Genomic DNA, 19,927 nt, shown 5'->3' with positions numbered 1-19,927 from the left:
ACCGGCGCCTGCCGCGACTGCACCGGCCCCGTCTGCCGCGCCTGCCGCGGCCGTGCCGCCCGCGGCCCGCCCGGCATCGCCCAATGCCGGCCGCGTGCAGGTGCAAATCGGCGCGCTGCCGAGCGAGGAAGCGGCCCGCACCGAATGGGAGCGGCTGACCCGCCGGGCGCCCGAGCTGCTCGGCGATCGCCGCCCGCAGGTGCTCCGCTTCGAGCGGGACGGGCAGCCGACGCTCTTCCGCTTGCGCACCGGCATGTTCCCGGATGCGGATGCAGCCCGCGACTTCTGCGAGAAGCTGCGCGCCAAGGGCGGCAATTGCTCCGTCGTCCGCGGTTGACCGCATGACCCGCGCCGCCATCATCGGCCTCTCCGGCCCGGTGCTGACTGCCGAGGAGGCGGCGCTGTTACGCGACGCGCGCCCGCTCGGCGTCATCCTCTTCGCCCGCAACGTGCAGGACCCGGTGCAGCTCACGGCGCTCACCGCCGCCGTGCGCGATGTGCTGGGCGAGGCCACGCCGATCCTGGTCGACCAGGAAGGCGGACGCGTCGCACGGCTGCGGCCGCCGCATTGGCCGGCCTTTCCCGCCGCCATCGCCTTCGCCGACGGTCCTGCGGGCGCGGCCCGGGACAGCGCGCGCCGCATGGGCGCGACCTGCCTCGCCGCCGGCTTCGACGTGGTCTGCGCCCCGGTGCTGGATCTCCGCATCCCGGGCGCCCATGGCGTGATCGGCGACCGCGCCTATGGCGAGACCCCGGAGGCCGTGGCGCGGCTCGGCGCCGCCGTGGTGGCGGGGCTGCTGGAGGCCGGTGTGACGCCGGTCGTCAAGCATGTCCCCGGCCATGGCCGCGCGACGGCGGACAGTCACCACGAGCTGCCGCGCGTCACGGCCGACGCCGCGACGCTGGCGGCTGACCTGCACCCGTTCCGCGCACTCTCGGCCACCGATGGCGGCGCCGCCTTCTGGGCGATGACCGCACATGTGCTCTACCCGGCCTGGGATGCGGCGCGGCCGGCGACGCTCTCGCCGAGCATCATCGGCGAAGTCATCCGGGGCGCGATGGGCTTCGACGGCGTCCTGGTCTCGGACGACGTCGCGATGGGCGCGCTCGCCGGCCTGTCGAACGACCTGGCGGCGGAGGTGATCGGCGCCGGTTGCGACGTCCTGCTCCATTGCAGCGGCCGCATCGCGGAAAGTGCTGCGGTGCTGCGCGCCACGCCGCCGCTGTCGGACCGGGCGGCGGAACGGCTGGCGACCGCCCGCGCCGCGGCGCGGCGCGAACGCTTCGATGGCGCCGCCACCATCGCCGCGGGGCCTGTCGGCCCCGATCCCACTGCGGCCGGCCGGGACGCCGCCTGATGCCCGGATGGATGCCAGAGCTTGCCGCCGCGATCTTCGCGGCGGTCTTCGCGATCACCCTGCACGAGGCCGCGCATGGCTATGCCGCGCGCGCCCTCGGCGACGACACGGCGGAGCGTGCGGGGCGCATCAGCCTCAACCCGCTGCGCCATGTGGACCCGGTCGGCACGCTGCTGCTGCCGGGCATCATGGTGATCGGGCAATTGCTGGCCACCGGCAGCGTGCAGGCGATGTTCGGCTGGGCCAAGCCGGTGCCGGTGGATTTCTGGAAGCTGCGCCATCCCCGGCGCGACATGATGCTGGTCGCTGCCGCCGGGCCCGCGATGAACTTCGCGCTCGCGATTCTGGCCGGGCTGGCGGCGCATGCCGTCGATGCCGCCGACGGGCTGCTCGGCGATGCGGGCGGCGAGTTCCTGCTGCGGCTCTGCGCGCTGTCGATCCTGTCGAACTTGGTGCTCGGCATGTTCAACCTGATCCCGCTGCCGCCGCTCGATGGCGGGCGGATCCTGGTCGGGCTGCTGCCGCGCGGGCCGGCGATGGCAGTGGCCCGGCTGGAGCGCTACGGCATCCTGATCGTGCTGGTCTTCCTGTTCCTGCTGCCGATGGCGCTGCCGGCCTGGAACCCGATGGGCTGGTTCGTGCGCAACCTGGTGCTGCCGGCCTTCCAGTTCGTCCTGCTGCTGACCGGCCATGGGAGCGGGGAGGGATGAGCGAGACCCTGACGCTGCACCTGGAAGGCTTCGACGGGCCGCTCGACCTGCTGCTGGAGCTCGCGCGGGCGCAGAAGGTCGATATCGCGAAAATCTCGATCCTCGCGCTGGTCGACCAGTATCTGGCGGTGATCGAGCGGGAGCGGGTGCGGCTTGAGCTCGCCGCCGACTGGCTGGTCATGGCGGCCTGGCTTGCCTGGCTCAAATCCCGCCTGCTGCTGCCGCCCGAGGAGACCGCGGGCGAGGAGGAAGACGCCGAGGCGCTGGCCGAGCGGCTGACCGAGCGGCTGGCGGCGCTGGAGGCGATGCGGGCGGCGGCGCTCTGGCTGAACCGCAGGCCCTGGCTCGGGCACGACGTCTTCGCCCGCGGCGCGCCGGAGAGCCTGACCAGTGTCGACCGCTCCGGCCTCGCGGCCGATCTGCCCTCGCTGCTGCAGGCCTATGTCGCGGCGCGGCGGCGGGCGCTTGCCCGACGGCCTTACCGGCCGAAGCCCCGGAAGCTCTGGACCGTGCAGGACGCGATCGAGCGCCTGACCCGCCTGGTCGGTGCGCTGCCCTCCTGGGAGGTGCTGATGCGCTTCCTGCCGGAGGACGCCTCGGCCGATCCGGTCGAGCGCCGTGCGGCCGTCGCCAGCACCTTGATCGCCGGGCTGGAGATGGCGCGCGGGGGCGGGATCGAATTGCGGCAGGAGGAGGCCTTCGGGCCGATCCATGTGCGCCGCCGCGAACAGGAGACGGGCGATGAGTGAGACCGCTCAGGAGATGGACGGCGCCGCCCTGGAGGAAGGGCTGCGCATCGCGGAGGCGCTGGTCTTCGCGTCCGAGAAGCCGGTGACGCTCCAGATGCTGGCGGGCGTGCTGCCGGAGGAATTGCCGGCGGCCGCAGTGCTGGAGGCGCTGGCGGCGCGCTATGCCGGGCGCGGCGTGGAATTGCAGGATGTCGCCGGCGGCTGGGCCTTCCGCACCGCGCCCGACCTGGCGCCGAAGCTGACCCGCGTGATCGAGGCGCCGCGCCGGCTGCCGCGCGCGGCCATGGAGGCGCTGGCGATCATCGCCTACCACCAGCCCTGCACCCGCGGCGAGATCGAGGAGATCCGCGGCACCGCGCTGTCCCAGACCAGCCTCGAGGCACTGCTGGAGCTTGGCCTCATCCTGCCGCGCGGGCGGCGGGAGACGCCGGGGCGCCCGGCACTCTGGGGCACTACGGACAAGTTCCTGGCGCAGTTCTCACTCCGCCAGCTCGGCGACCTGCCGAAGCGAGAGGAGCTGGTGACGGCGGAGACCGGGCCCGCCTTGCCGCTGCCGGAGCCCCGGACGTCCGCGCCCGAGCCGTCCGGGCCCGAAACCCCCGAGGCTGATACGCCGGAGGCCGAACCCGGCGGGCCGGAAACGCCGGAGCCCGAGAAGGACATTCCGTGAGCCTCGCCTTCGACGGCATCCGCCACGCCTACGGGGCGCGGGAGGTGCTGCGCGGCGTCGACCTGGCGGTGGCCCCGGGGGAGATCGTGGCGCTGCTCGGCCCCTCCGGCTGCGGCAAGACGACGCTGCTGCGCCTGGTCTCGGGGCTGGAGGCCCTGCAGCACGGCCGGCTCGCGATCGGCGGTTCGGTGATGGCGGAGGCCGGGCGCGAAGTGCCGCCCGAGGAGCGCAATGTCGGCTTCGTCTTCCAGGACTATGCGCTGTTCCCGCATCTCGACGTCGCCGGCAACGTCGCCTTCGGGCTGCGTCGGGTGCCGAAGCCGGAACGGGCCGCGCGCGTCGCGGATGCACTGGCCCGCGTCGGGCTGACCGCCTATGCCGCGGCCTTCCCGCATATGCTCTCGGGCGGGCAGCAGCAGCGGGTGGCGCTGGCCCGGGCGCTCGCGCCGCGGCCGCAGGTGCTGCTGCTGGACGAGGCTTTCGCCAGCCTCGACGCCCGGCTGCGGGAGCAGGTGCGCGACGATACGCTGCACGTGCTGCAGCAGGCCGGCATCGCCTCCCTGCTGGTCACTCATGACGCCGAGGAGGCGATGTTCATGGGCGACCGCATCGCCCTGATGCGGGACGGGGTGATCGTGCAGGCGGGGACGCCGGAGACGCTCTATCTGCACCCCGCCGACCGCTTCGTCGCGACCTTCCTGGGTGAGGTGAACCGCTTGCCGGCCCGCGTCGCCGGCGGGCAGGCGCCGACCCCCTTCGGTGCCCTGGCCGCGCCCGGGCGGGCGGAGGGGGAGGCGGTCGAGGTCTTCGTCCGGCCGGAAGGGCTCCGGCTGGCCGGGCCGGAAGCCGGCGGGCCGGTCGCCGAGATCGAAGCGTCCCGGCTGCTCGGCGCCACCACCCTGGTGCACATGACGCTGCGAGAGGTGGAGGGCGGCGTGCTGCACCTGCATGCGCGCATCCCGGCTGGGCGCGAGCTCCGGCGCGGGGAGCGGGTTTCGATCACGCTCGACGCGGAACGGGCATTCGTATTTCCGGTGGAGGCACCCTAACTAGGCGGTGATCGATCTTCCTGCTAACGGAGGCCGCGCCCTCGCAAGCGGGTGCGAAAAAGGGAACCCATGTTCGACCTGGCCTGGTCCGAAATCGCGTTGATCGCCGTGGTGGCGTTGGTCGTCATCGGGCCCAAGGACCTGCCCGAGGCCATCCGCGGCGCTGCCAGGGGCATCCAGAAGCTGCGCCGCATGGCCGCGGAGTTCCAGGGCCATGCCGACGAGCTGGTGCGCGAGGCCAAGCTCGACGACGTGCGCAACACCATCAGCGAAATCCGCAATTTCGACCTGAAGGGCGAGATCCAGCGCGCCGTGGACAAGGATGGCAGCATCCGGGACACCTTCGCGACCGACCCGCTGAAGGACACGCCGCCCTATACGCCGCCCGCGCCTTCGGTGGACACCGCCCCACCGGCCTTCGTGCCGCCCGCGCCGATCGCGGAGGCAGCACCGCCGGCCACGACCGTCGACGCGCCGCCCGCCTTCATCCCGCCGGGCACCACGCCGCCGGCCAACCACCAAGCCTAAGGAAGGGCGGCCCGTTTGCCCCGCGACGACCAGGAAGACACGATCGACGACAAGCCGATGCCGTTGATCGAGCATCTGATGGAGCTGCGCTCGCGGCTCCTGAAGTCGGTCATCGCCTTCGTGCTCTGCTTCGCCGTCTGCTACTATTTCTCCACGCAGATCTACGGCTTCCTGGCCCAGCCACTGGCAGACATCCTGCAGAAGCAGGGCCACGGCGACCGCCGGCTGATCTTCACGGCGCTTTATGAGGCCTTCTTCACCTACCTGAAGGTCGCCTTCTTCGGCGCCACCTTCTTCAGCTTCCCGATCTGGGCGACTCAGCTCTGGCTGTTCATCGCGCCCGGCCTCTACCGCAGCGAGAAGCGGGCGATCACGCCCTTCCTGGTGGCCTCGCCCTTCCTGTTCGTGGCCGGTGCCGCGCTCGCCTACTACTTCATCTTCCCGCTGGCCTGGACATTCTTCATCTCCTTCGAGTCGCCGGGCGGGGAAGGCGCGCTGCCCGTGCAGCTCGAGGCGAAGGTGAGCGAATACCTCTCGCTCGTCATGCACATGATCCTGGCCTTCGGGATTGCCTTCCAGCTTCCGGTGCTGCTGACCTTGCTGGTCAGGGTCGGCATCCTGAGCGTGGACGGGCTGCGGCGCAGCCGGCGCTATGCGGTGGTCGGCATGTTCGTGGTGGCCGCGGTGATCACGCCGCCCGACATCATCAGCCAGATCGGCCTCGCGGTGCCGCTGCTGGCGCTCTACGAGCTGTCGATCCTGGCGGCGGTGTGGATGACGCCGAAGAAGGACGAGAAGGAGTGACGTTTCTCCCCATCGGCGTTCTGGAAATGCTTCGCGGCCGCTGGGCCGCATGACGATCGGGTTGCCGTTCGATGCATGACATCAGGCTGGTTCGCACCAATCCGGAAGCCTTCGACGCCGCGATGGCGCGACGCGGGGTGGCGCCGGTGGCGTCCTCCATCGTGGCGCTGGATGCGCGGGTGCGCGATGCGCAGACCCGCGTGCAGGGCCTGCTCGCCGAGCGCAACGAGATCGGCAAGAGCGTCGGCATCGCCAAACGGAAGGGCGAGGACACCGCAGCCCTGGAGGCGCGCGGGCGCGAGGTCGCGGGCGGGATCGCCGCTGCCGAGGCGGCGCTGCCGGAGCAGCAGGCGGAGCTGAAGGGCATCCTCGAATCGCTTCCCAACATCCTCGACCCCGAGGTGCCGGACGGGCCCGACGAGACCGCCAATGTGGTGCTGCACACCCACGGCGAGCCGCGTATGCCGAACTTTCCGGCGCGTGAGCATTTCGAGATCGGCGAGGCGCTGGGGATGATGGACTTCCCGACCGCCGCCAAGCTCGCGGGTGCGCGATTCGTGGTGCTGAAGGGCGCGCTGGCACGGCTGGAGCGGGCGCTCGGGCAATGGATGCTCGACCTGCACACCACCGAGCATGGCTATACCGAGCATGTCGTGCCGCTGCTGGTGAACGATGCGACCATGTATGGCACCGGACAATTGCCGAAATTTGCCGAGGACCTGTTCACCACCACCGATGGCCGCTACCTGATCCCGACCGCCGAGGTGCCGCTGACCAACCTGGTGCGTGACGAGATCCTGCAGCCGGTGCAGCTCCCGATCCGCGCGACCGCGTTGTCGCCGTGCTTCCGTTCGGAAGCGGGCAGCGCCGGGCGTGACACCCGCGGCATGCTGCGCCAGCACCAGTTCACCAAGGTGGAGTTGGTCTCCATCACCGCGCCGGACCAGTCCGACGCCGAGCATGAGCGCATGACCCAGGCGGCGGAGCGGGTGCTGACCGAACTCGGCCTGACCTGGCGGCGGGTCTTCCTCTGCTCGGGCGATACCGGTTTCGGCGCGGCGCGGACCTATGACCTCGAGGTCTGGCTGCCCGGGCAGAAGGCCTGGCGGGAGATCTCCTCCTGCTCCAATTGCCGGGACTTCCAGGCGCGGCGGATGAAGGCGCGGGTGAAGACCGGCAAGGACAACCTGCTGGTGCACACGTTGAACGGCTCGGGCGTCGCGGTCGGCCGGGCGCTGATCGCGGTGCTGGAGACGCACCAGAACGCGGATGGCAGCGTCGCCATCCCGCCGGTGCTGCGGCCTTACATGGCGGGTGCCGAACGGCTCGGCTGAGCCCGGCGCGACCGGTCATCTGATGGTCCCGCGGCTGTCATGCGACTGTCGAAATTCGTTCCAGTCCGGGTCATAGGCACGCGGGCAAGCCCGGGAACCTATGCCGAACAGAGGGCGATGACCCCGGCGGCCGCTCAGAGTGGCAGGACCAGCGTCTCCCCGAAGCCCGGTACTCGGAAATCCGCCTTGCCCCGTGCTGCGAGCAGCCGCTCCACCGGCTCCCCGATCGGCTCGCGGGTGAGCTGGAAGACGCCGAAATGCATGGCGATGGAGGTGCGGGCACGGATCGCATGGTGCATCGCGACCGCCTCATCCGGGTCCACGTGCACGCTGCTCATGAACCAGCGCGGGTCATAGGCGCCGATCGGGAGCAGCGCCACGGCGAAAGGGCCGAGGCGGGCGCCGATGTCCACGAGGTGCGGGCCCCAGGCGGTGTCGCCGCAGAAGAAGATCCGCGCGCCGGAGGGGGTTTCGATGGCGAAGCCGCCCCAGAGCGTCCGGCAGCGATCGCGCACGGTCCGCGCCGAGCCATGCCGCATCGGCAGGTAGGTGAGGCGGGTGCCGCCCGGCAGCGTGTGGCTGTCCCACCAGTCGAGTTCGGTGATGGCGGACAACCCGCTGCGCGCGATCAGCCCGGCATTGCCGAGGCCGGTGACGACCGGCGGCGGCGCGCTGCGCCGGGCGAGGCGCGCCAGCGTCGGCAGGTCGCAATGGTCATAATGGTTGTGGGAGATCAGCACCGCATCGATAGGCGGCAAGGCCTCGAAAGCGAGGCCGGGCGCGCGGGCGCGGCGCGGGCCGGCCCAGGCGAAGGGGCTGGCGCGTTCGCTCCAGACGGGGTCGGTGAGCAGCGTTGGGCCATCGGCGATGCGGATCAGGAAGCTCGCATGGCCGATCGCGGTGACCGCGACATGCCCCGCCGGCACCGGCGCGAGCGGTGGCTGCGGCGGATCCTCGACCCGCCGCGGCCATGCCGCACGCGGTTCCCGCATCAGCCGGACCACGTCCCGCAGCCGCTTGCCGCCGTCGCTGCCATCCGGGTTCAGGAAGCGGCCGGCGGCATCGCGCCGCGGTGTCATATCAACGGCAGTGCGCGTTGGTATGCGCACTGTCCCTCAGGCGGGTCATGCCGAAGGCACGCTCCTGGCGTGATCATGCGGCGATCTTCACGCCGAGCCTGCCCGCCAGGTCCTGCACGAATTGCCAGGCGACGCGCCCGGAGCGGCCGCCGCGCGTCACGCTCCATTCGACGGCGGCGGCGCGCAGCGCGTCCTTCTCGATCGGCAGCTTGAACTCCGCTGCATAGCCTTCGACCATCGCGAAGAAGGTCGGCTGGTCGCAATTGTGGAAACCGATCCAGAGGCCGAAGCGGTCGGAGAGGGAGACCTTCTCCTCCACGGCCTCGCCCGGGTTGATGGCGGTGCTGCGCTCATTCTCCATCATGTCGCGTGGCATCAGGTGGCGGCGGTTGGAGGTCGCGTAGAACAGCACGTTCTGCGGCCGCCCCTCGATGCCGCCATCGAGCACGGATTTCAGCGCCTTGTAGTCCTGGTCCTCCTTCTCGAAGGACAGGTCATCGCAGAACACCAGGCAGTGGCGCGGCTGCGGGCGCAGGACGTTCAGCAGTTCCGGCAAGGTGCGGATGTCCTCGCGATGGATCTCGATGAGCGCGAGCGACCCTGGATGGGCGCGGTTCGCCTCGGCATGCGCGGCCTTCACCAGTGAGGATTTGCCCATGCCGCGCGCGCCCCAGAGCATCGCGTTGTTGGCCGGCAGGCCGCGCGCGAAGCGGAGTGTGTTCTCCAGCACCAGCTCCCGCTGGCGTTCGACGCCCTGCAGCAACTCCATGCCGACGGCGGCGACGCGGGGGACCGGGACGAGGCACGGAATGGGCGCGGGGTGCCAGACGAAGGCGTCAGCCGCCGTGAGGTCCGGGGCGGGTGGCGCCGGGGGGGCGATGCGCTCCAGCGCCTCGGCGATGCGGAGCAGCGCAGGGAGAAGGGTTTCGTCCATCATTCCAGTCCGTAAGGTGGCCGCCCTTGACGCGCGGGGGGCGGAAGCTAGGTTGCGGCGCCTGTTTCACTAGCAATCCGCGCCACGCGCAAGCCGGTGCGCCGACACGGAGCCCAAGCCCCATGTGGATCTCGACCGCTTATGCCCAGGATGCCGCCGCCGGTGGCGCCACCGGCATGGTCATGCAGCTCGCGCCGCTGATCCTGATCTTCGTCGTCTTCTACTTCCTGCTGATCCGCCCGCAGCAGAAGAAGATGAAGGATCACCGCGCGATGCTTTCGCAGATCAAGCGTGGCGACAAGGTGGTGACCGCCGGCGGCATCGTCGCCACCATCGGCAAGGTCACCGAAGGCTCGGACGAGATCGAGGCGGAAATCGCCCCGGGCGTGAAGATCACCCTGGTGCGCGGCACGATCGGCAGCGTGATCCGCCCCCAGGCGGCGAACGACAAGGGCTGAGGGTAGTTCCCCGGGAGGGCTCTGCCCTCCCGGACCCACCCGGCAGGAGCCTACAGGCCCCTGCACCCGGGTGACTTTTAGGGCCCTGATTGCGAAGCGGCGTCCGGCAGATCGCCGGACGCCGCTTCGCAATCAGGGCACCAAGTGAAGCAGGTCCGTCGGCGTATACGCCGACGCGGAAGCCTCCTGGCAGGGAGGGTTCGGGAGGGGCAGCGCCCCTCCCGAGGCACCACCTCAGGCCGCTTGGCCGCTGCTCAGGCCGCCCTTGTCGAGCAGGCCGGCGACGACTTCCCAGTCGACCAGCTTGGTCAGGAAGTTGTCGAGGTAGTTCGGGCGCACGTTGCGGAAATCGAGGTAATAGGCGTGCTCCCACACGTCGACGCCGAGGATCGGCTTGCCTTCGCCGGTCGAGATCGGGTTGGCGCCGTTCGGGGTCTTCGTCACCTTCAGCTTGCCGTCGGGCGCGATGATCAGCCAGGCCCAGCCGGAGCCGAACTGGGTGACGCCCGCTTGCTTGAAGGCTTCCTTGAAGGCGGCGAGGCCGCCGAGGTCGCTGTCGATCTTGGCGGCGAGCGCGGCCGGCAGGCTGTCGCCACCGCCCTTCGGCGACATCACCTGCCAGAACAGCACGTGGTTGTAGTGCTGGCCGGCCTGGTTCAGCACCGGCAGGCCGTCGGCACCGGCCTTGCCGGCTTCGGCGACGATGGTCTCGAGGCTCTTGCCGGCGAGGCCCTTGCTCTCGATCAGCCCGTTCAGCGCCGTGACATAGGCGTTGTGGTGCTTGCCGTGATGGAGCTCCAGCGTCTCCTGGCACATGCCCTGGCCGGCGAGGGCGGAGGTCGAATAGGGAAGCGAGGGCAGGGTGAAGGGCATGGGTCTCTCCCGATGGTCGGTAGGCCCAGACCTTGGGGTCGGGCCCTGCCAGCGTCAACGGGCCTTGCCGGCGTTGCACGCGGGGTTCATGCGGTCGCCATGGCCGCCCCGCTCTCTCCGATCGTCGCCCTGGTCCGCGCCGCTGATCCGGATCGCTTCCTCGCCACGCTCTTCGCACCCGCAGCGCAGCGGGAGGCGCTCTTTGCATTGACCGGCTTCAACCATGAGCTGGCGCGGGCGCGGGAGGCGGCGAGCAACCCGATGGCGGCGCTGATCCGCCTGCAATGGTGGCGCGACGCGGTGGAGGAGGCGCGCGACGGCCGCCCACCGCGTCGGCATGAAGTGGCGGAGCCGCTGCACGCGGCGATCCGCGCGGGGCTGCTGGACGCCGCCGACCTGCTGGCGATGGCCGATGCGCGGGAGGCCGAGACCGCCGAGGAGGGCATACCGAGCGCCGGCGCCTTCACCGCCTATCTGCGCGGCACCGCCGGCGGCTGGTCGGTGGCGGCAGGACGGGCGCTCGGCGTTCGCGGCGAAGCGCTGGCGCTGCTGCAAAGGCTCGGCGCGGCCTATGGGCTGGGGGGCGTGCTGCGCGGCGTTGGCAGGCTGGCAGCGCGCGGCCGCTGCCTGCTGCCGGCCGATGCGCTGGCCGGGGCGGGGCTCTCCATGGAGGCGGTGATCGCCGATCCGCGCGCGGCGGCGCCGCTGATGCGTGCGATGGCGGAGGAGGGCGCGGCGCGGCTCGCGGAGGCGCGGGCCGAGGCACGCCGGATGCTGCCCCGCAGCGCGATCGCGGCGGCGCTGCCGGCGGTGCTGGCTGCAGGTGACCTGCGGCGGGCGGGCGATCCGCTGGTGGTGCCTGGGCCGCGCGGCCTGGCCGCTCGCGCTTCCGTCATCATGGCGGGATTGCGTGGGCGTGTATGAGCGGCTTTCCATTGCGCTTGCGAGCAGATCGCATGAGAGAGGAGTCGCCATGCAGCCTGTCCTGATGTCCGTCGCGGTCATGCGGCCATGATCGAGCGGATCCGCGCCGCGCTGCCGCGGCGGCCCTTGGCGCTCAAGCCCTATATGGGTGCCTGGCGCGGCTGGCTGCTGGTGGTACTCGGCCTCGGCGCCGGCGCCGGCATCTTTGCCTGGATCGGCATCTCACTCGCACCCGGGGTGGTCGACGACTTCCAGATGCGCAATCGCGCGCAGCCGGTGTCGATGGCACGCGTGGTGGACGGGCGGTGCCGCTCCAAGGTGGCGATCCTGCACGACTGCTCGGCGACGCTCGTGACACGCGGCAAGAACGGCGAAGTGCGCCGGCAGATCGAGCAGCTCTTCATCGACTTCCATGTCGGCAACTGGACCGTGCAGGTGATGGGCGATCCGGAACGGCCGGAGGTGCTGACGACCGATGTCGGGCTGGACCGCATCTGGCACCGGATCGTGACGCTGGCGCTCTTCGCGCTGCTGGCCCTCGCGATTCCCTTCGGTCTGTACCGCTACGTGCGCAGCCAGGGGGCCGAGCGCCGACGGCTGGCGGCGATCTCCGGCCAGGCGCTGGAGCCGGTGCCGCTGCACCTCGTCTCCCGCAACAACAACACCACGGTGGTGGCCGATGCGGCTGGCCACAGCTACGCCTGGACGGTGCCGCAGCGCACCAAGCTGTTCGGACTTGGCCCCGATCAGGATGGGGTGGTGCTCGGGCTGCGACCGGCCTCCGGCGGCGAGGCCTTCCCGCTCGATGAGAAGCTGCGGCGGGTGGAGCTGACCGACCACGAGCGGGCCGCAGTGAAGCGCGCCCGCGAAGGCTGAGCAGAGCAGATCCCGTTCAAGCGGCATCGCTTGAACGGGTGAAGATGCTCGCAAGACAAACCAATCGGGGGCGACTTAAGCGGGCGCAGCGGAAACCGCTCCGGCTAAGGCCGATTGCGGCCGAAACCCGACGCATCTGCCTTCACGATGCCGCGTGAGGGCCCGACGCCCGCCATGTCGGCGGCGTTATTCTTCATCGTGCCGGCTACGGGAACGTGTCGGCACCAGATGAGGAGATCGCCAACATGCGGAACCCCCTGATCCGCCTTGCCGTGATCGCCACCGCCGCGATCGGCCTTTCGGCCTGCGTCGCCTATCCGGTCGGCCACCGCCACCACGGCTATTATGGCGGTGGCGGCTACTACCGGGATTACGGCCCGCCGCGGAACTACGTGTACCGCGACGGCTATGGTTATGGCCGGGGCTACGGCCGGGGCTATTACCGCTGACGCCGATCCCGGGCGCGCCTGATCAGTCCAAACCGATCGGGCGCGCCTGATCAGGCGAACATGAACTGCGCGCGCCCCATCAGGCGCGACGGCGCCGCTTCGGTGCTGCCACTTCCACCTCCGCTTCCGGCAGCATCGGCTTCAGGAAGCGGCCGGTATGGCTTTCGGGTGCGTCGGCGATGGTCTCCGGCGTGCCCTCCGCGAGGATTCGGCCGCCGCCTTCGCCGCCTTCGGGGCCGAGGTCGATCAGCCAGTCGGCGGTCTTGATGACCTCCAGATTGTGCTCGATGACGACGACGGTGTTGCCCTGGTCCACCAGCGCGTGCAGCACCTCCAGCAGCTTGCGCACATCCTCGAAATGCAGGCCGGTGGTCGGCTCATCGAGGATGTAAAGCGTGCGCCCGGTGGCGCGGCGCGACAATTCCTTCGAGAGCTTGATGCGCTGCGCCTCGCCACCCGAGAGCGTCGTCGCCTGCTGGCCGAGATGGATGTAGCCGAGGCCGACATCGCGCAGCGTGACCAGCTTGTCGCGGATCGAAGGCACGGCGGAGAAGAACTCCACGCCTTCGTCGACCGTCATGTCGAGCACGTCGGCGATCGACTTCTCGCGGAACTTCACCTCCAGCGTCTCGCGGTTGTAGCGCTTGCCCTTGCAGGTGTCGCAGGTGACATAGACATCGGGCAGGAAGTGCATCTCGATCTTCAGCACGCCATCGCCCTGGCAGGCTTCGCAGCGCCCACCCTTGACGTTGAAGCTGAAACGGCCGGGCTTGTAGCCCCGGGCGCGGCTGTCCGGCAGCTCCGCGAACCAGTCGCGGATCGGGGAGAAGAGGCCGGTATAGGTCGCGGGGTTGGAACGCGGCGTGCGGCCGATCGGCGACTGGTCGATGTCGATGATCTTGTCGAGCTGATCCAGCCCCTCGATGCGCTCATGCGGCGCCGGCACCTCGGCGCTGCCCATCAGGCGGCGGGAGGCGGCCTTGTAGAGCGTCTCGATCACCAAGGTCGACTTGCCGCCGCCGGAGACGCCGGTGACGCAGGTGAAGGTGCCGAGCGGAAAGCCGGCCGTGACGTTGCGCAGGTTGTTGCCGCTGGCGCCGACCACGCGGAGCATGCGCTTCGGGTCCACCTTCCGGCGCTTCTCCGGCACCGGGATTCTGCGCACGCCGGACAGGTACTGGCCGGTGATGCTGTTCGGGTTGGCGGCGACCTCGGCCGGCGTTCCCTGGGCGATGACGCGGCCGCCACCCTTGCCGGCGGCGGGGCCGATATCGATCAGGTGGTCGGCGGCGCGGATCGCATCCTCGTCATGCTCCACGACCAGCACGGTGTTGCCGATGTCGCGCAGCCGCCGGAGCGTCGCCAGCAGGCGCTCGTTGTCGCGCTGGTGCAGGCCGATGGAGGGCTCGTCCAGCACGTAGAGCACGCCGGTCAGCCCGCTGCCGATCTGGGACGCCAAGCGGATGCGTTGCGATTCGCCGCCCGAGAGGGTCGCCGAGCCACGGCCGAGCGAGAGGTAGTCGAGCCCGACATCGACCAGGAACTGCAGCCGGTCGTTGATCTCGCGCAGGATGCGGCGCGCGATCTCCTTGCGCTGCGGGGTCAGCGTGTCCTCGACCGCCGAGAACCAGTCGCGGGCCCGGCGGATCGAGAGCGCGGAGGCCTCGCCGATATGGCAGCCGGCGACCTTCACCGCGAGGGATTGCGGCTTCAGGCGATGCCCGCCGCAGGCCTGGCAGGGCTTGTCCGCCTGGTAGCGCGAGAGGTCCTCCCGCACCCAAGGGTTGTCGGTCTCGCGGTAGCGGCGTTCCAGGTTCGGGATCACGCCCTCGAAAGGCTTCTTCACCTCATAGGCGCGGAGCCCGTCCTTGTATTTCAGCGTCACGACCTCGCTGCCGGTGCCGTGTAGGATGGCGTTGCGCACCGCCTCCGGAATCTCACCCCAGGGCGCCGTCATCTTGAACTTGTAGTGCCGCGCCAGGCTCTCGAGCGTCTGGTCGTAATAGGGGGAGGAGGCGCCGGTCCAGGGCAGGATGGCGCCATCCTTCAGGCTGCGCTGCTCGTCCGGGGCGACGAGCTGGGCGTCGAAGAAGCTTTCAGTCCCGAGCCCGTCGCAGGTCGGGCAGGCGCCCTGCGGCGAGTTGAAGGAGAAGAGGCGGGGCTCGATCTCCTCGATGGTGAAGCCGGAGACCGGGCAGGCGAACTTGGCGCTGAACACCACGCGCTCGTCCGCCTTGTCGGCGTTCTCGGCATAGGCGATGCCGTCGGCGAGGCCGAGCGCGGTCTCGAAGCTGTCGGCCAGGCGGGATTGGATCCCCTCCCGCACCACGATGCGGTCGACCACGACCTCGATGTCGTGCTTCAGCTTCTTGTCGAGCTTCGGCGCGTCGGCGATCTGGTGCAGAGTGCCATTGATCTTCACCCGCTCGAAGCCGCGGCGTTGCCATTCGGCGAGCTCCTTGCGGAACTCGCCCTTCTTGCCGCGCGCGACCGGAGCCAGCAACAGCAGGCGGGTGCCCTCCGGCATCGTCAGGACCCGGTCGACCATCTGGGAGACGGTCTGGGCCTCGATCGGCAGGCCGGTCGCCGGGGAATAGGGAACGCCGACGCGTGCCCAGAGCAGGCGCATGTAGTCGTGGATCTCGGTCACCGTGCCGACGGTGGAGCGCGGGTTGTGGCTGGTGGTCTTCTGCTCGATCGAGATCGCCGGGCTCAGCCCCTCGATGCTGTCGACATCCGGCTTCTGCATGAGCTGGAGGAACTGCCGGGCATAGGCCGAGAGCGATTCGACGTAGCGGCGCTGGCCCTCGGCATAGATCGTGTCGAAGGCGAGGGAAGATTTGCCTGAGCCGGAAAGCCCGGTGATGACCGTCAACGTGTCGCGGGGGATGTCGAGGTCGACGTCCTTGAGGTTGTGCTGGCGCGCGCCGCGGATGCGGATCTGGCCGGATGGCGTCGTCATTCGGTGGCTCCGCAGCGCGGGGAGGAGGCGCTGGTGTTCCAGGGATGTTCTCCCCATATATGCGGCGCAGCAGGCGGCTTGGGAAGACCCATCCGGGGTCCTCCCGGCGCCGTGAGCATTGCTGAGCCCGGGGTGGTTCCGCGCGCCATGACAGGGTAATGTCAACGCTGATTGACGGAGATTCGGACGGCCATGGCTGGGATCAACAAGGTGATCATTCTGGGGCGGCTCGGGAAGGACCCGGAGTCGCGGAATTTCCAGAATGGCGGCAAGGTCGTGAATCTGCGGATCGCGACGTCCGAACGCTACAAGGACCGCGAAGGCGTCCAGCAGGAGCGCACGGAGTGGCACGCGGTGGCCATCTTCAACGAGCGCCTGGGCGAAGTGGCCGAGAAGTACCTGCGCAAAGGCAGCGAGGTCTACATCGAAGGCCAGATCGAGACCCGCAAATGGCAGGACCAGACCGGCGCAGACCGTTACACAACTGAAATCGTATTGCGCCAGTTCCGGGGCGAGCTGCAGCTCATCGGCGGTCGCGGCGGTGCCGGGGGTGACGCAGGCGAGGGCGGCGGCTATTCGGAGCGCCCTGAGCGGTCTTCCGGCGGCGGTGGCGGCGCGCGGAGCGGCGGCGGCTGGGACAGCGGTGGCGGCGCGGCGCGTTCCGGTGGCGGTGCCGCCAAGCCGGCCCGGGGCAGCGATCTGGACGACGAGATCCCCTTCTGATACGGGCGGGCCGGTCGCCAGACCGGCCGAGGCCACGAATGCGGCCCGCCGGCGGTTCGGCGTGCGTCCGGCGTGACGCGTCTGAGGAGGCATTGATCACTCCGATCAATGCCATTCATTTGGTACGGCTTAAGGACACAGAGTGAGCGATACCGACAAGGGCGGCGAGCGCCCCGACGAGACGATGCCTGTCGCGCTCGAGGAGGAGATGCGCCGCTCCTACCTCGACTATGCGATGAGCGTCATCGTCGCGCGTGCCTTGCCGGATGCGCGCGACGGGCTGAAGCCGGTGCATCGCCGCATCCTGTTCTCGATGAACGAGAGCGGCTTCACGCCGGACAAGCCGCACCGCAAATCGGCGCGCGTCACCGGCGACGTCATGGGTAAGTACCACCCGCATGGCGACGCCTCGATCTACGACGCGCTGGTGCGCATGGCGCAGCCCTTCTCGATGCGGGTGCCGCTGATCGACGGGCAGGGCAATTTCGGCAGCATCGACGGCGATCCCCCGGCGGCCATGCGCTACACCGAAGCGCGGCTGGCGAAAGCGGCCGCGGCGCTGCTGGAAGGGATCGACGAGGACACCGTCGATTTCCAGCCGAACTACGATGAGAGCGCGGAGGAGCCGCGGGTCCTGCCGGCGGCCTTCCCGAACCTGCTGGTGAACGGCGCAGGCGGCATCGCCGTCGGCATGGCGACCAATATCCCGCCGCACAATCCGGGCGAGGTGATCGACGCGACGCTCGCGCTGGTGAAGGATCCCGCGACGCCGCTGTCCGACCTGATGCAGATCATGCCCGGGCCGGATTTCCCGACCGGTGGGCTGATCCTCGGGCGTGCCGGCATCCGGAGCGCTTTCGAGACCGGCCGTGGCTCCGTCCCGCTGCGCGCGCGCTGCACCATCGAGGAGATGCGTGGCCAGCGGCAGATGATCGTCGTCCACGAGATCCCCTACCAGGTGAACAAGTCGACGCTGCTGGAGCGCATCGCCGAGATGGTGCGCGCCAAGCAGATCGAGGGCATCTCCGACCTGCGCGACGAGAGCGACCGCGACGGCATGCGCATCGTGATCGAGCTGAAGCGCGAGGCGACGGCGGAGGTGGTGCTGAACCAGCTCTACCGCTCGACCCAGCTCCAGACCTCCTTCGCGGTGAACTTCCTGGCACTCGACGAAGGCCAGCCGCGGCAGATGGGGCTGCGCGACGCCATCCTCGCCTTCATCCGCTTCCGCGAGGAGGTGATCCTCCGCCGCTCCCGATTCCGGCTGAACAAGGCGCGGGAACGCGGCCACCTGCTGATCGGCCTCGCCATCGCCGTCGCCAACATCGACGAGGTCATCCGCGTCATCCGCGGGAGCCCGGATGCCGCGACCGCGCGCGCCTCGCTGATGGGACGCGACTGGCCCGCGGGCGATGTCGGCGTGCTGCTGGCGCTGGTCGACGACAGCCGTAACACGGTGACCGAGGCGGGCACGGTGCGCCTGACCGAGGAGCAGGCGCGCGGCATCCTGGAACTGCGGCTGCAGCGCCTGACCGGCCTCGAGCGCGACAAGATCGCCGCCGAGCTCGGCGAAGTCGGCGAGAAGATCCGGGAGCTGCTGGAGATTCTCGGCAGCCATACGCGGCGCATGGAGGTGATGACCGAGGAACTGCTCGCGGTGCGCGCGCAGATCGCCTCGCCGCGCCTCTCCGAGATCGTGGATGGTGTCGCCGATGTCGACGACGAGAGCCTGATCGAGCCGGGCACCATGGTGGTGACCCTGACCCGCGACGGCTATGTGAAGCGCACGCCGCTCGACACCTTCCGGGCGCAGAACCGGGGCGGCAAGGGCCGCACCGGCGCCGGCACCCGCGAGGATGACGTGGTGGTGCGCAGCTTCATCGCGCATACCCACCAGTGGGTGCTCTTCTTCACCGACCGTGGCCTCGCCTTCCGCGAGAAGGTCTGGCAGTTGCCGGAAGCCGGGCCCGTCGGGCGCGGGCGCTCGCTCCGCCAGGTGCTGGCCCTGGCGGATGGGGAGAGCGTGACCGCGGTGCTGCCGCTGCCTCAGGACGAGAGCATGTGGGAGAACCTGCACCTGGTCTTCGCGACCGCGCGCGGCAATGTCCGGCGCAACAAGCTCTCCGACTTCCGCAACGTGATGGCGCGCGGGCTGATCGCGATGAAGCTCGATGAGGGCGATACGCTGATCGGCGTCGCCACCTGCCGCGAGGGCGACGACGTGCTGCTGGCGACCAAGGCTGGGCGCGCCATCCGCTTCCAGGCGGAGAGCGAGACGCTGCGCGTCTTCTCCGGGCGCGACAGCACCGGCGTGCGCGGCATCCGGCTGGGCCGCGACGACAGCGTCATCGCACTCGCCGTGCTGCGCCATGTCGGTGCATCGCCGGACGAGCGCGCCGCCTATCTCGCGCAGCGCCGCCGCGGCGAAATGGCCGAGGAGGATGTCGCGCCGGCTGCGCCCGGGGAAGGCGAGGAGGGCGTCGCCGAGATCGCGCTCACCGATGCGCGCTTCCAGGAGCTGGCGGAGGCGGAGGAGGTCCTGCTGGTCGTCACCGATGCCGGCTTCGGCAAGCGCGTCTCCGCCTATGAGTACCGGGTGACCGGGCGCGGCGGGCAGGGTATCACCAGCATCCCGCTCGGTGGCCGCAAGGGCACCCGCGTGGTCGCGACCTTCACCGTGCGGCCGGGCGACCATCTGATGCTGGTGACCGATGGCGGGCAGCTCATCCGCATGGCGGCCGATGGCGTCAGCCGCTATTCCCGCGCGGCGGGCGGGCTGACCCTGATGCGGGTCGCCGCCGACGAGCATGTCACTGCCTGCTTCCCCGTCGCCTACGAAGACGAGGCCGACGACATCACCGAGGAAACCGACGCGCATGACTGAGTTCGTGGGTCTGTATCCGGGCACCTTCGACCCGGTGACGAACGGGCATCTCGACGTCATCACGCGCGCGGCGCGCATCTGTTCGCGCCTGGTGATCGGCGTCGCGATCAACACCGGCAAGGGGCCGCTGTTCCCACTGGAGGAGCGCGTCGAGCTGGTGCGGGCCGAGACCGCTTCGATCGGGGAGCGTACCGGCTGCGTGGTGGAGGTGCGGCCCTTCGAAGGGCTGCTGGTCGCTTTCGCGCGGGAGGTCGGCGCCGGGATGATCGTGCGCGGCCTGCGCGCCGTGACCGATTTCGACTACGAGTTCCAGATGACCGGCATGAACCGCCGCCTCGATCCAGAGATCGAGACGGTGTTCCTGATGGCCTCCGAGACGCACCAGTTCATCTCCTCGCGATTCGTGAAGGAGATCGCGCGGCTCGGCGGTGACATCACCAGCTTCGTGCCCAAGCTGACGCTCGAGCGCACGCTGGCCCGCGTGCGCTCCTCTTCCGCGGAGTGAACCCGATGCAACGCCGCAGCTTCCTTGCCACCACCACCCTTCTTGCAACCGGAGCCGT

Annotated in this window: 20 protein-coding genes; 16 read left to right on the top strand and 4 right to left on the bottom strand. The window is 70.0% G+C overall.

Going from position 1 to position 19,927, the window contains the following annotated elements; all coding sequences use genetic code 11:
• From GXW71_RS28660 to serS, 9 genes are all read left to right on the top strand, one after another.
• Positions 1 to 337, top strand: a 337-nt coding sequence (locus GXW71_RS28660; protein WP_246526978.1) for an SPOR domain-containing protein, incomplete at its 5' end; no start/stop codon positions are given.
• 4 nt (positions 338 to 341) lie between these two features.
• Complete coding sequence (gene nagZ / locus GXW71_RS28655; RefSeq protein WP_211856132.1) at positions 342 to 1,358, top strand: beta-N-acetylhexosaminidase; 1,017 nt, start codon at positions 342 to 344, stop codon at positions 1,356 to 1,358.
• Between the two features lie 11 nt (positions 1,359 to 1,369).
• Positions 1,370 to 2,068, top strand: a complete 699-nt coding sequence (locus tag GXW71_RS28650; protein WP_246526977.1) for a site-2 protease family protein — start codon at positions 1,370 to 1,372, stop codon at positions 2,066 to 2,068.
• Complete coding sequence (locus tag GXW71_RS28645) at positions 2,065 to 2,817, top strand: segregation and condensation protein A (RefSeq protein ID WP_211856130.1); 753 nt, start codon at positions 2,065 to 2,067, stop codon at positions 2,815 to 2,817. The genes GXW71_RS28650 and GXW71_RS28645 overlap by 4 nt, the downstream gene beginning before the upstream one ends.
• Positions 2,810 to 3,487 (top strand): SMC-Scp complex subunit ScpB, encoded by a 678-nt coding sequence (gene scpB, locus GXW71_RS28640; protein WP_211856129.1) that lies wholly within the window; start codon positions 2,810 to 2,812, stop codon positions 3,485 to 3,487. Before GXW71_RS28645 ends, scpB begins: the two co-directional genes overlap by 8 nt.
• A complete protein-coding gene (locus GXW71_RS28635; protein ID WP_211856128.1) occupies positions 3,484 to 4,536 on the top strand; it encodes an ABC transporter ATP-binding protein in 1,053 nt (350 codons plus the stop codon). The genes scpB and GXW71_RS28635 overlap by 4 nt, the downstream gene beginning before the upstream one ends.
• 69 nt (positions 4,537 to 4,605) lie before the next feature.
• Positions 4,606 to 5,064 (top strand): Sec-independent protein translocase protein TatB, encoded by a 459-nt coding sequence (tatB, locus tag GXW71_RS28630; protein ID WP_211856127.1) that lies wholly within the window; start codon positions 4,606 to 4,608, stop codon positions 5,062 to 5,064.
• 57 nt (positions 5,065 to 5,121) lie between these two features.
• A complete protein-coding gene (gene tatC, locus GXW71_RS28625; protein WP_211856136.1) occupies positions 5,122 to 5,868 on the top strand; it encodes a twin-arginine translocase subunit TatC in 747 nt (248 codons plus the stop codon).
• Between the two features lie 71 nt (positions 5,869 to 5,939).
• Entirely contained in the window at positions 5,940 to 7,202 is a 1,263-nt protein-coding gene (gene serS, locus GXW71_RS28620; protein WP_211856126.1) for a serine--tRNA ligase, read from the top strand.
• A gap of 134 nt (positions 7,203 to 7,336) precedes the next feature.
• On the opposite strand, the gene GXW71_RS28615 is transcribed toward serS, so the two are convergent.
• Positions 7,337 to 8,281: an MBL fold metallo-hydrolase gene (locus GXW71_RS28615; RefSeq protein ID WP_246526976.1), complete on the bottom strand. Its 945-nt coding sequence runs from the start codon at positions 8,279 to 8,281 to the stop codon at positions 7,337 to 7,339.
• A gap of 73 nt (positions 8,282 to 8,354) precedes the next feature.
• Positions 8,355 to 9,215, bottom strand: coding sequence for an ATP-binding protein (locus GXW71_RS28610; RefSeq protein ID WP_211856125.1), 861 nt, complete (start codon positions 9,213 to 9,215; stop codon positions 8,355 to 8,357).
• A 122-nt stretch (positions 9,216 to 9,337) separates the two neighbouring features.
• Here GXW71_RS28610 and yajC point away from each other — a divergent pair, with 122 nt between their 5' ends.
• Entirely contained in the window at positions 9,338 to 9,673 is a 336-nt protein-coding gene (gene yajC, locus GXW71_RS28605; RefSeq protein ID WP_211856124.1) for a preprotein translocase subunit YajC, read from the top strand.
• A gap of 234 nt (positions 9,674 to 9,907) precedes the next feature.
• Here the strand turns inward: yajC and GXW71_RS28600 are convergent, their stop codons facing one another.
• Entirely contained in the window at positions 9,908 to 10,546 is a 639-nt protein-coding gene (locus GXW71_RS28600; protein WP_211856123.1) for a superoxide dismutase, read from the bottom strand.
• A gap of 99 nt (positions 10,547 to 10,645) precedes the next feature.
• Here GXW71_RS28600 and GXW71_RS28595 point away from each other — a divergent pair, with 99 nt between their 5' ends.
• The 3 genes from GXW71_RS28595 to GXW71_RS28585 all read left to right on the top strand — a co-directional run bounded on the left by GXW71_RS28595 (position 10,646) and on the right by GXW71_RS28585 (position 12,795).
• Positions 10,646 to 11,470 (top strand): squalene/phytoene synthase family protein, encoded by an 825-nt coding sequence (locus tag GXW71_RS28595; RefSeq protein ID WP_211856122.1) that lies wholly within the window; start codon positions 10,646 to 10,648, stop codon positions 11,468 to 11,470.
• Between the two features lie 87 nt (positions 11,471 to 11,557).
• Complete coding sequence (locus tag GXW71_RS28590) at positions 11,558 to 12,346, top strand: hypothetical protein (protein ID WP_211856121.1); 789 nt, start codon at positions 11,558 to 11,560, stop codon at positions 12,344 to 12,346.
• Between the two features lie 245 nt (positions 12,347 to 12,591).
• Positions 12,592 to 12,795 (top strand): hypothetical protein, encoded by a 204-nt coding sequence (locus GXW71_RS28585; RefSeq protein WP_211856120.1) that lies wholly within the window; start codon positions 12,592 to 12,594, stop codon positions 12,793 to 12,795.
• Positions 12,796 to 12,874: 79 nt separating this feature from the next.
• Here the strand turns inward: GXW71_RS28585 and uvrA are convergent, their stop codons facing one another.
• Entirely contained in the window at positions 12,875 to 15,757 is a 2,883-nt protein-coding gene (gene uvrA, locus GXW71_RS28580) for an excinuclease ABC subunit UvrA (protein WP_211856119.1), read from the bottom strand.
• Between the two features lie 192 nt (positions 15,758 to 15,949).
• Here uvrA and ssb point away from each other — a divergent pair, with 192 nt between their 5' ends.
• The 3 genes from ssb (at position 15,950) to coaD (ending at position 19,869) form a co-directional block, all read left to right on the top strand.
• Positions 15,950 to 16,480 (top strand): single-stranded DNA-binding protein, encoded by a 531-nt coding sequence (gene ssb, locus GXW71_RS28575; protein WP_211856118.1) that lies wholly within the window; start codon positions 15,950 to 15,952, stop codon positions 16,478 to 16,480.
• 184 nt (positions 16,481 to 16,664) lie between these two features.
• Positions 16,665 to 19,364 (top strand): DNA gyrase subunit A, encoded by a 2,700-nt coding sequence (gene gyrA / locus GXW71_RS28570; RefSeq protein ID WP_211856134.1) that lies wholly within the window; start codon positions 16,665 to 16,667, stop codon positions 19,362 to 19,364.
• A complete protein-coding gene (coaD, locus tag GXW71_RS28565) occupies positions 19,357 to 19,869 on the top strand; it encodes a pantetheine-phosphate adenylyltransferase (protein ID WP_211856117.1) in 513 nt (170 codons plus the stop codon). The genes gyrA and coaD overlap by 8 nt, the downstream gene beginning before the upstream one ends.
• Positions 19,870 to 19,927 lie beyond the last annotated feature (58 nt).

It is taken from the genome of Plastoroseomonas hellenica, assembly GCF_018129085.1.
In the GTDB taxonomy this organism is placed as follows: domain Bacteria; phylum Pseudomonadota; class Alphaproteobacteria; order Acetobacterales; family Acetobacteraceae; genus Plastoroseomonas; species Plastoroseomonas hellenica.
The sequence above is the reverse complement of the archived record's forward strand: the minus strand, read 5'-3'. Positions and strand labels throughout refer to the sequence as shown.

Coding starts and splice junctions, on each gene's coding strand:
- nagZ (WP_211856132.1), top strand. CDS start 342: ATGACCCGCGCCGCCATCATCGGCCTCTCCGGCCCGGTGCTGACTGCC.
- GXW71_RS28650 (WP_246526977.1), top strand. CDS start 1,370: ATGCCAGAGCTTGCCGCCGCGATCTTCGCGGCGGTCTTCGCGATCACC.
- GXW71_RS28645 (WP_211856130.1), top strand. CDS start 2,065: ATGAGCGAGACCCTGACGCTGCACCTGGAAGGCTTCGACGGGCCGCTC.
- scpB (WP_211856129.1), top strand. CDS start 2,810: ATGAGTGAGACCGCTCAGGAGATGGACGGCGCCGCCCTGGAGGAAGGG.
- tatB (WP_211856127.1), top strand. CDS start 4,606: ATGTTCGACCTGGCCTGGTCCGAAATCGCGTTGATCGCCGTGGTGGCG.
- tatC (WP_211856136.1), top strand. CDS start 5,122: ATGCCGTTGATCGAGCATCTGATGGAGCTGCGCTCGCGGCTCCTGAAG.
- serS (WP_211856126.1), top strand. CDS start 5,940: ATGCATGACATCAGGCTGGTTCGCACCAATCCGGAAGCCTTCGACGCC.
- GXW71_RS28615 (WP_246526976.1), bottom strand. CDS start 8,281: ATGACACCGCGGCGCGATGCCGCCGGCCGCTTCCTGAACCCGGATGGC.
- GXW71_RS28610 (WP_211856125.1), bottom strand. CDS start 9,215: ATGGACGAAACCCTTCTCCCTGCGCTGCTCCGCATCGCCGAGGCGCTG.
- yajC (WP_211856124.1), top strand. CDS start 9,338: ATGTGGATCTCGACCGCTTATGCCCAGGATGCCGCCGCCGGTGGCGCC.
- GXW71_RS28600 (WP_211856123.1), bottom strand. CDS start 10,546: ATGCCCTTCACCCTGCCCTCGCTTCCCTATTCGACCTCCGCCCTCGCC.
- GXW71_RS28595 (WP_211856122.1), top strand. CDS start 10,646: ATGGCCGCCCCGCTCTCTCCGATCGTCGCCCTGGTCCGCGCCGCTGAT.
- GXW71_RS28590 (WP_211856121.1), top strand. CDS start 11,558: ATGATCGAGCGGATCCGCGCCGCGCTGCCGCGGCGGCCCTTGGCGCTC.
- GXW71_RS28585 (WP_211856120.1), top strand. CDS start 12,592: ATGCGGAACCCCCTGATCCGCCTTGCCGTGATCGCCACCGCCGCGATC.
- uvrA (WP_211856119.1), bottom strand. CDS start 15,757: ATGACGACGCCATCCGGCCAGATCCGCATCCGCGGCGCGCGCCAGCAC.
- ssb (WP_211856118.1), top strand. CDS start 15,950: ATGGCTGGGATCAACAAGGTGATCATTCTGGGGCGGCTCGGGAAGGAC.
- gyrA (WP_211856134.1), top strand. CDS start 16,665: ATGCCTGTCGCGCTCGAGGAGGAGATGCGCCGCTCCTACCTCGACTAT.
- coaD (WP_211856117.1), top strand. CDS start 19,357: ATGACTGAGTTCGTGGGTCTGTATCCGGGCACCTTCGACCCGGTGACG.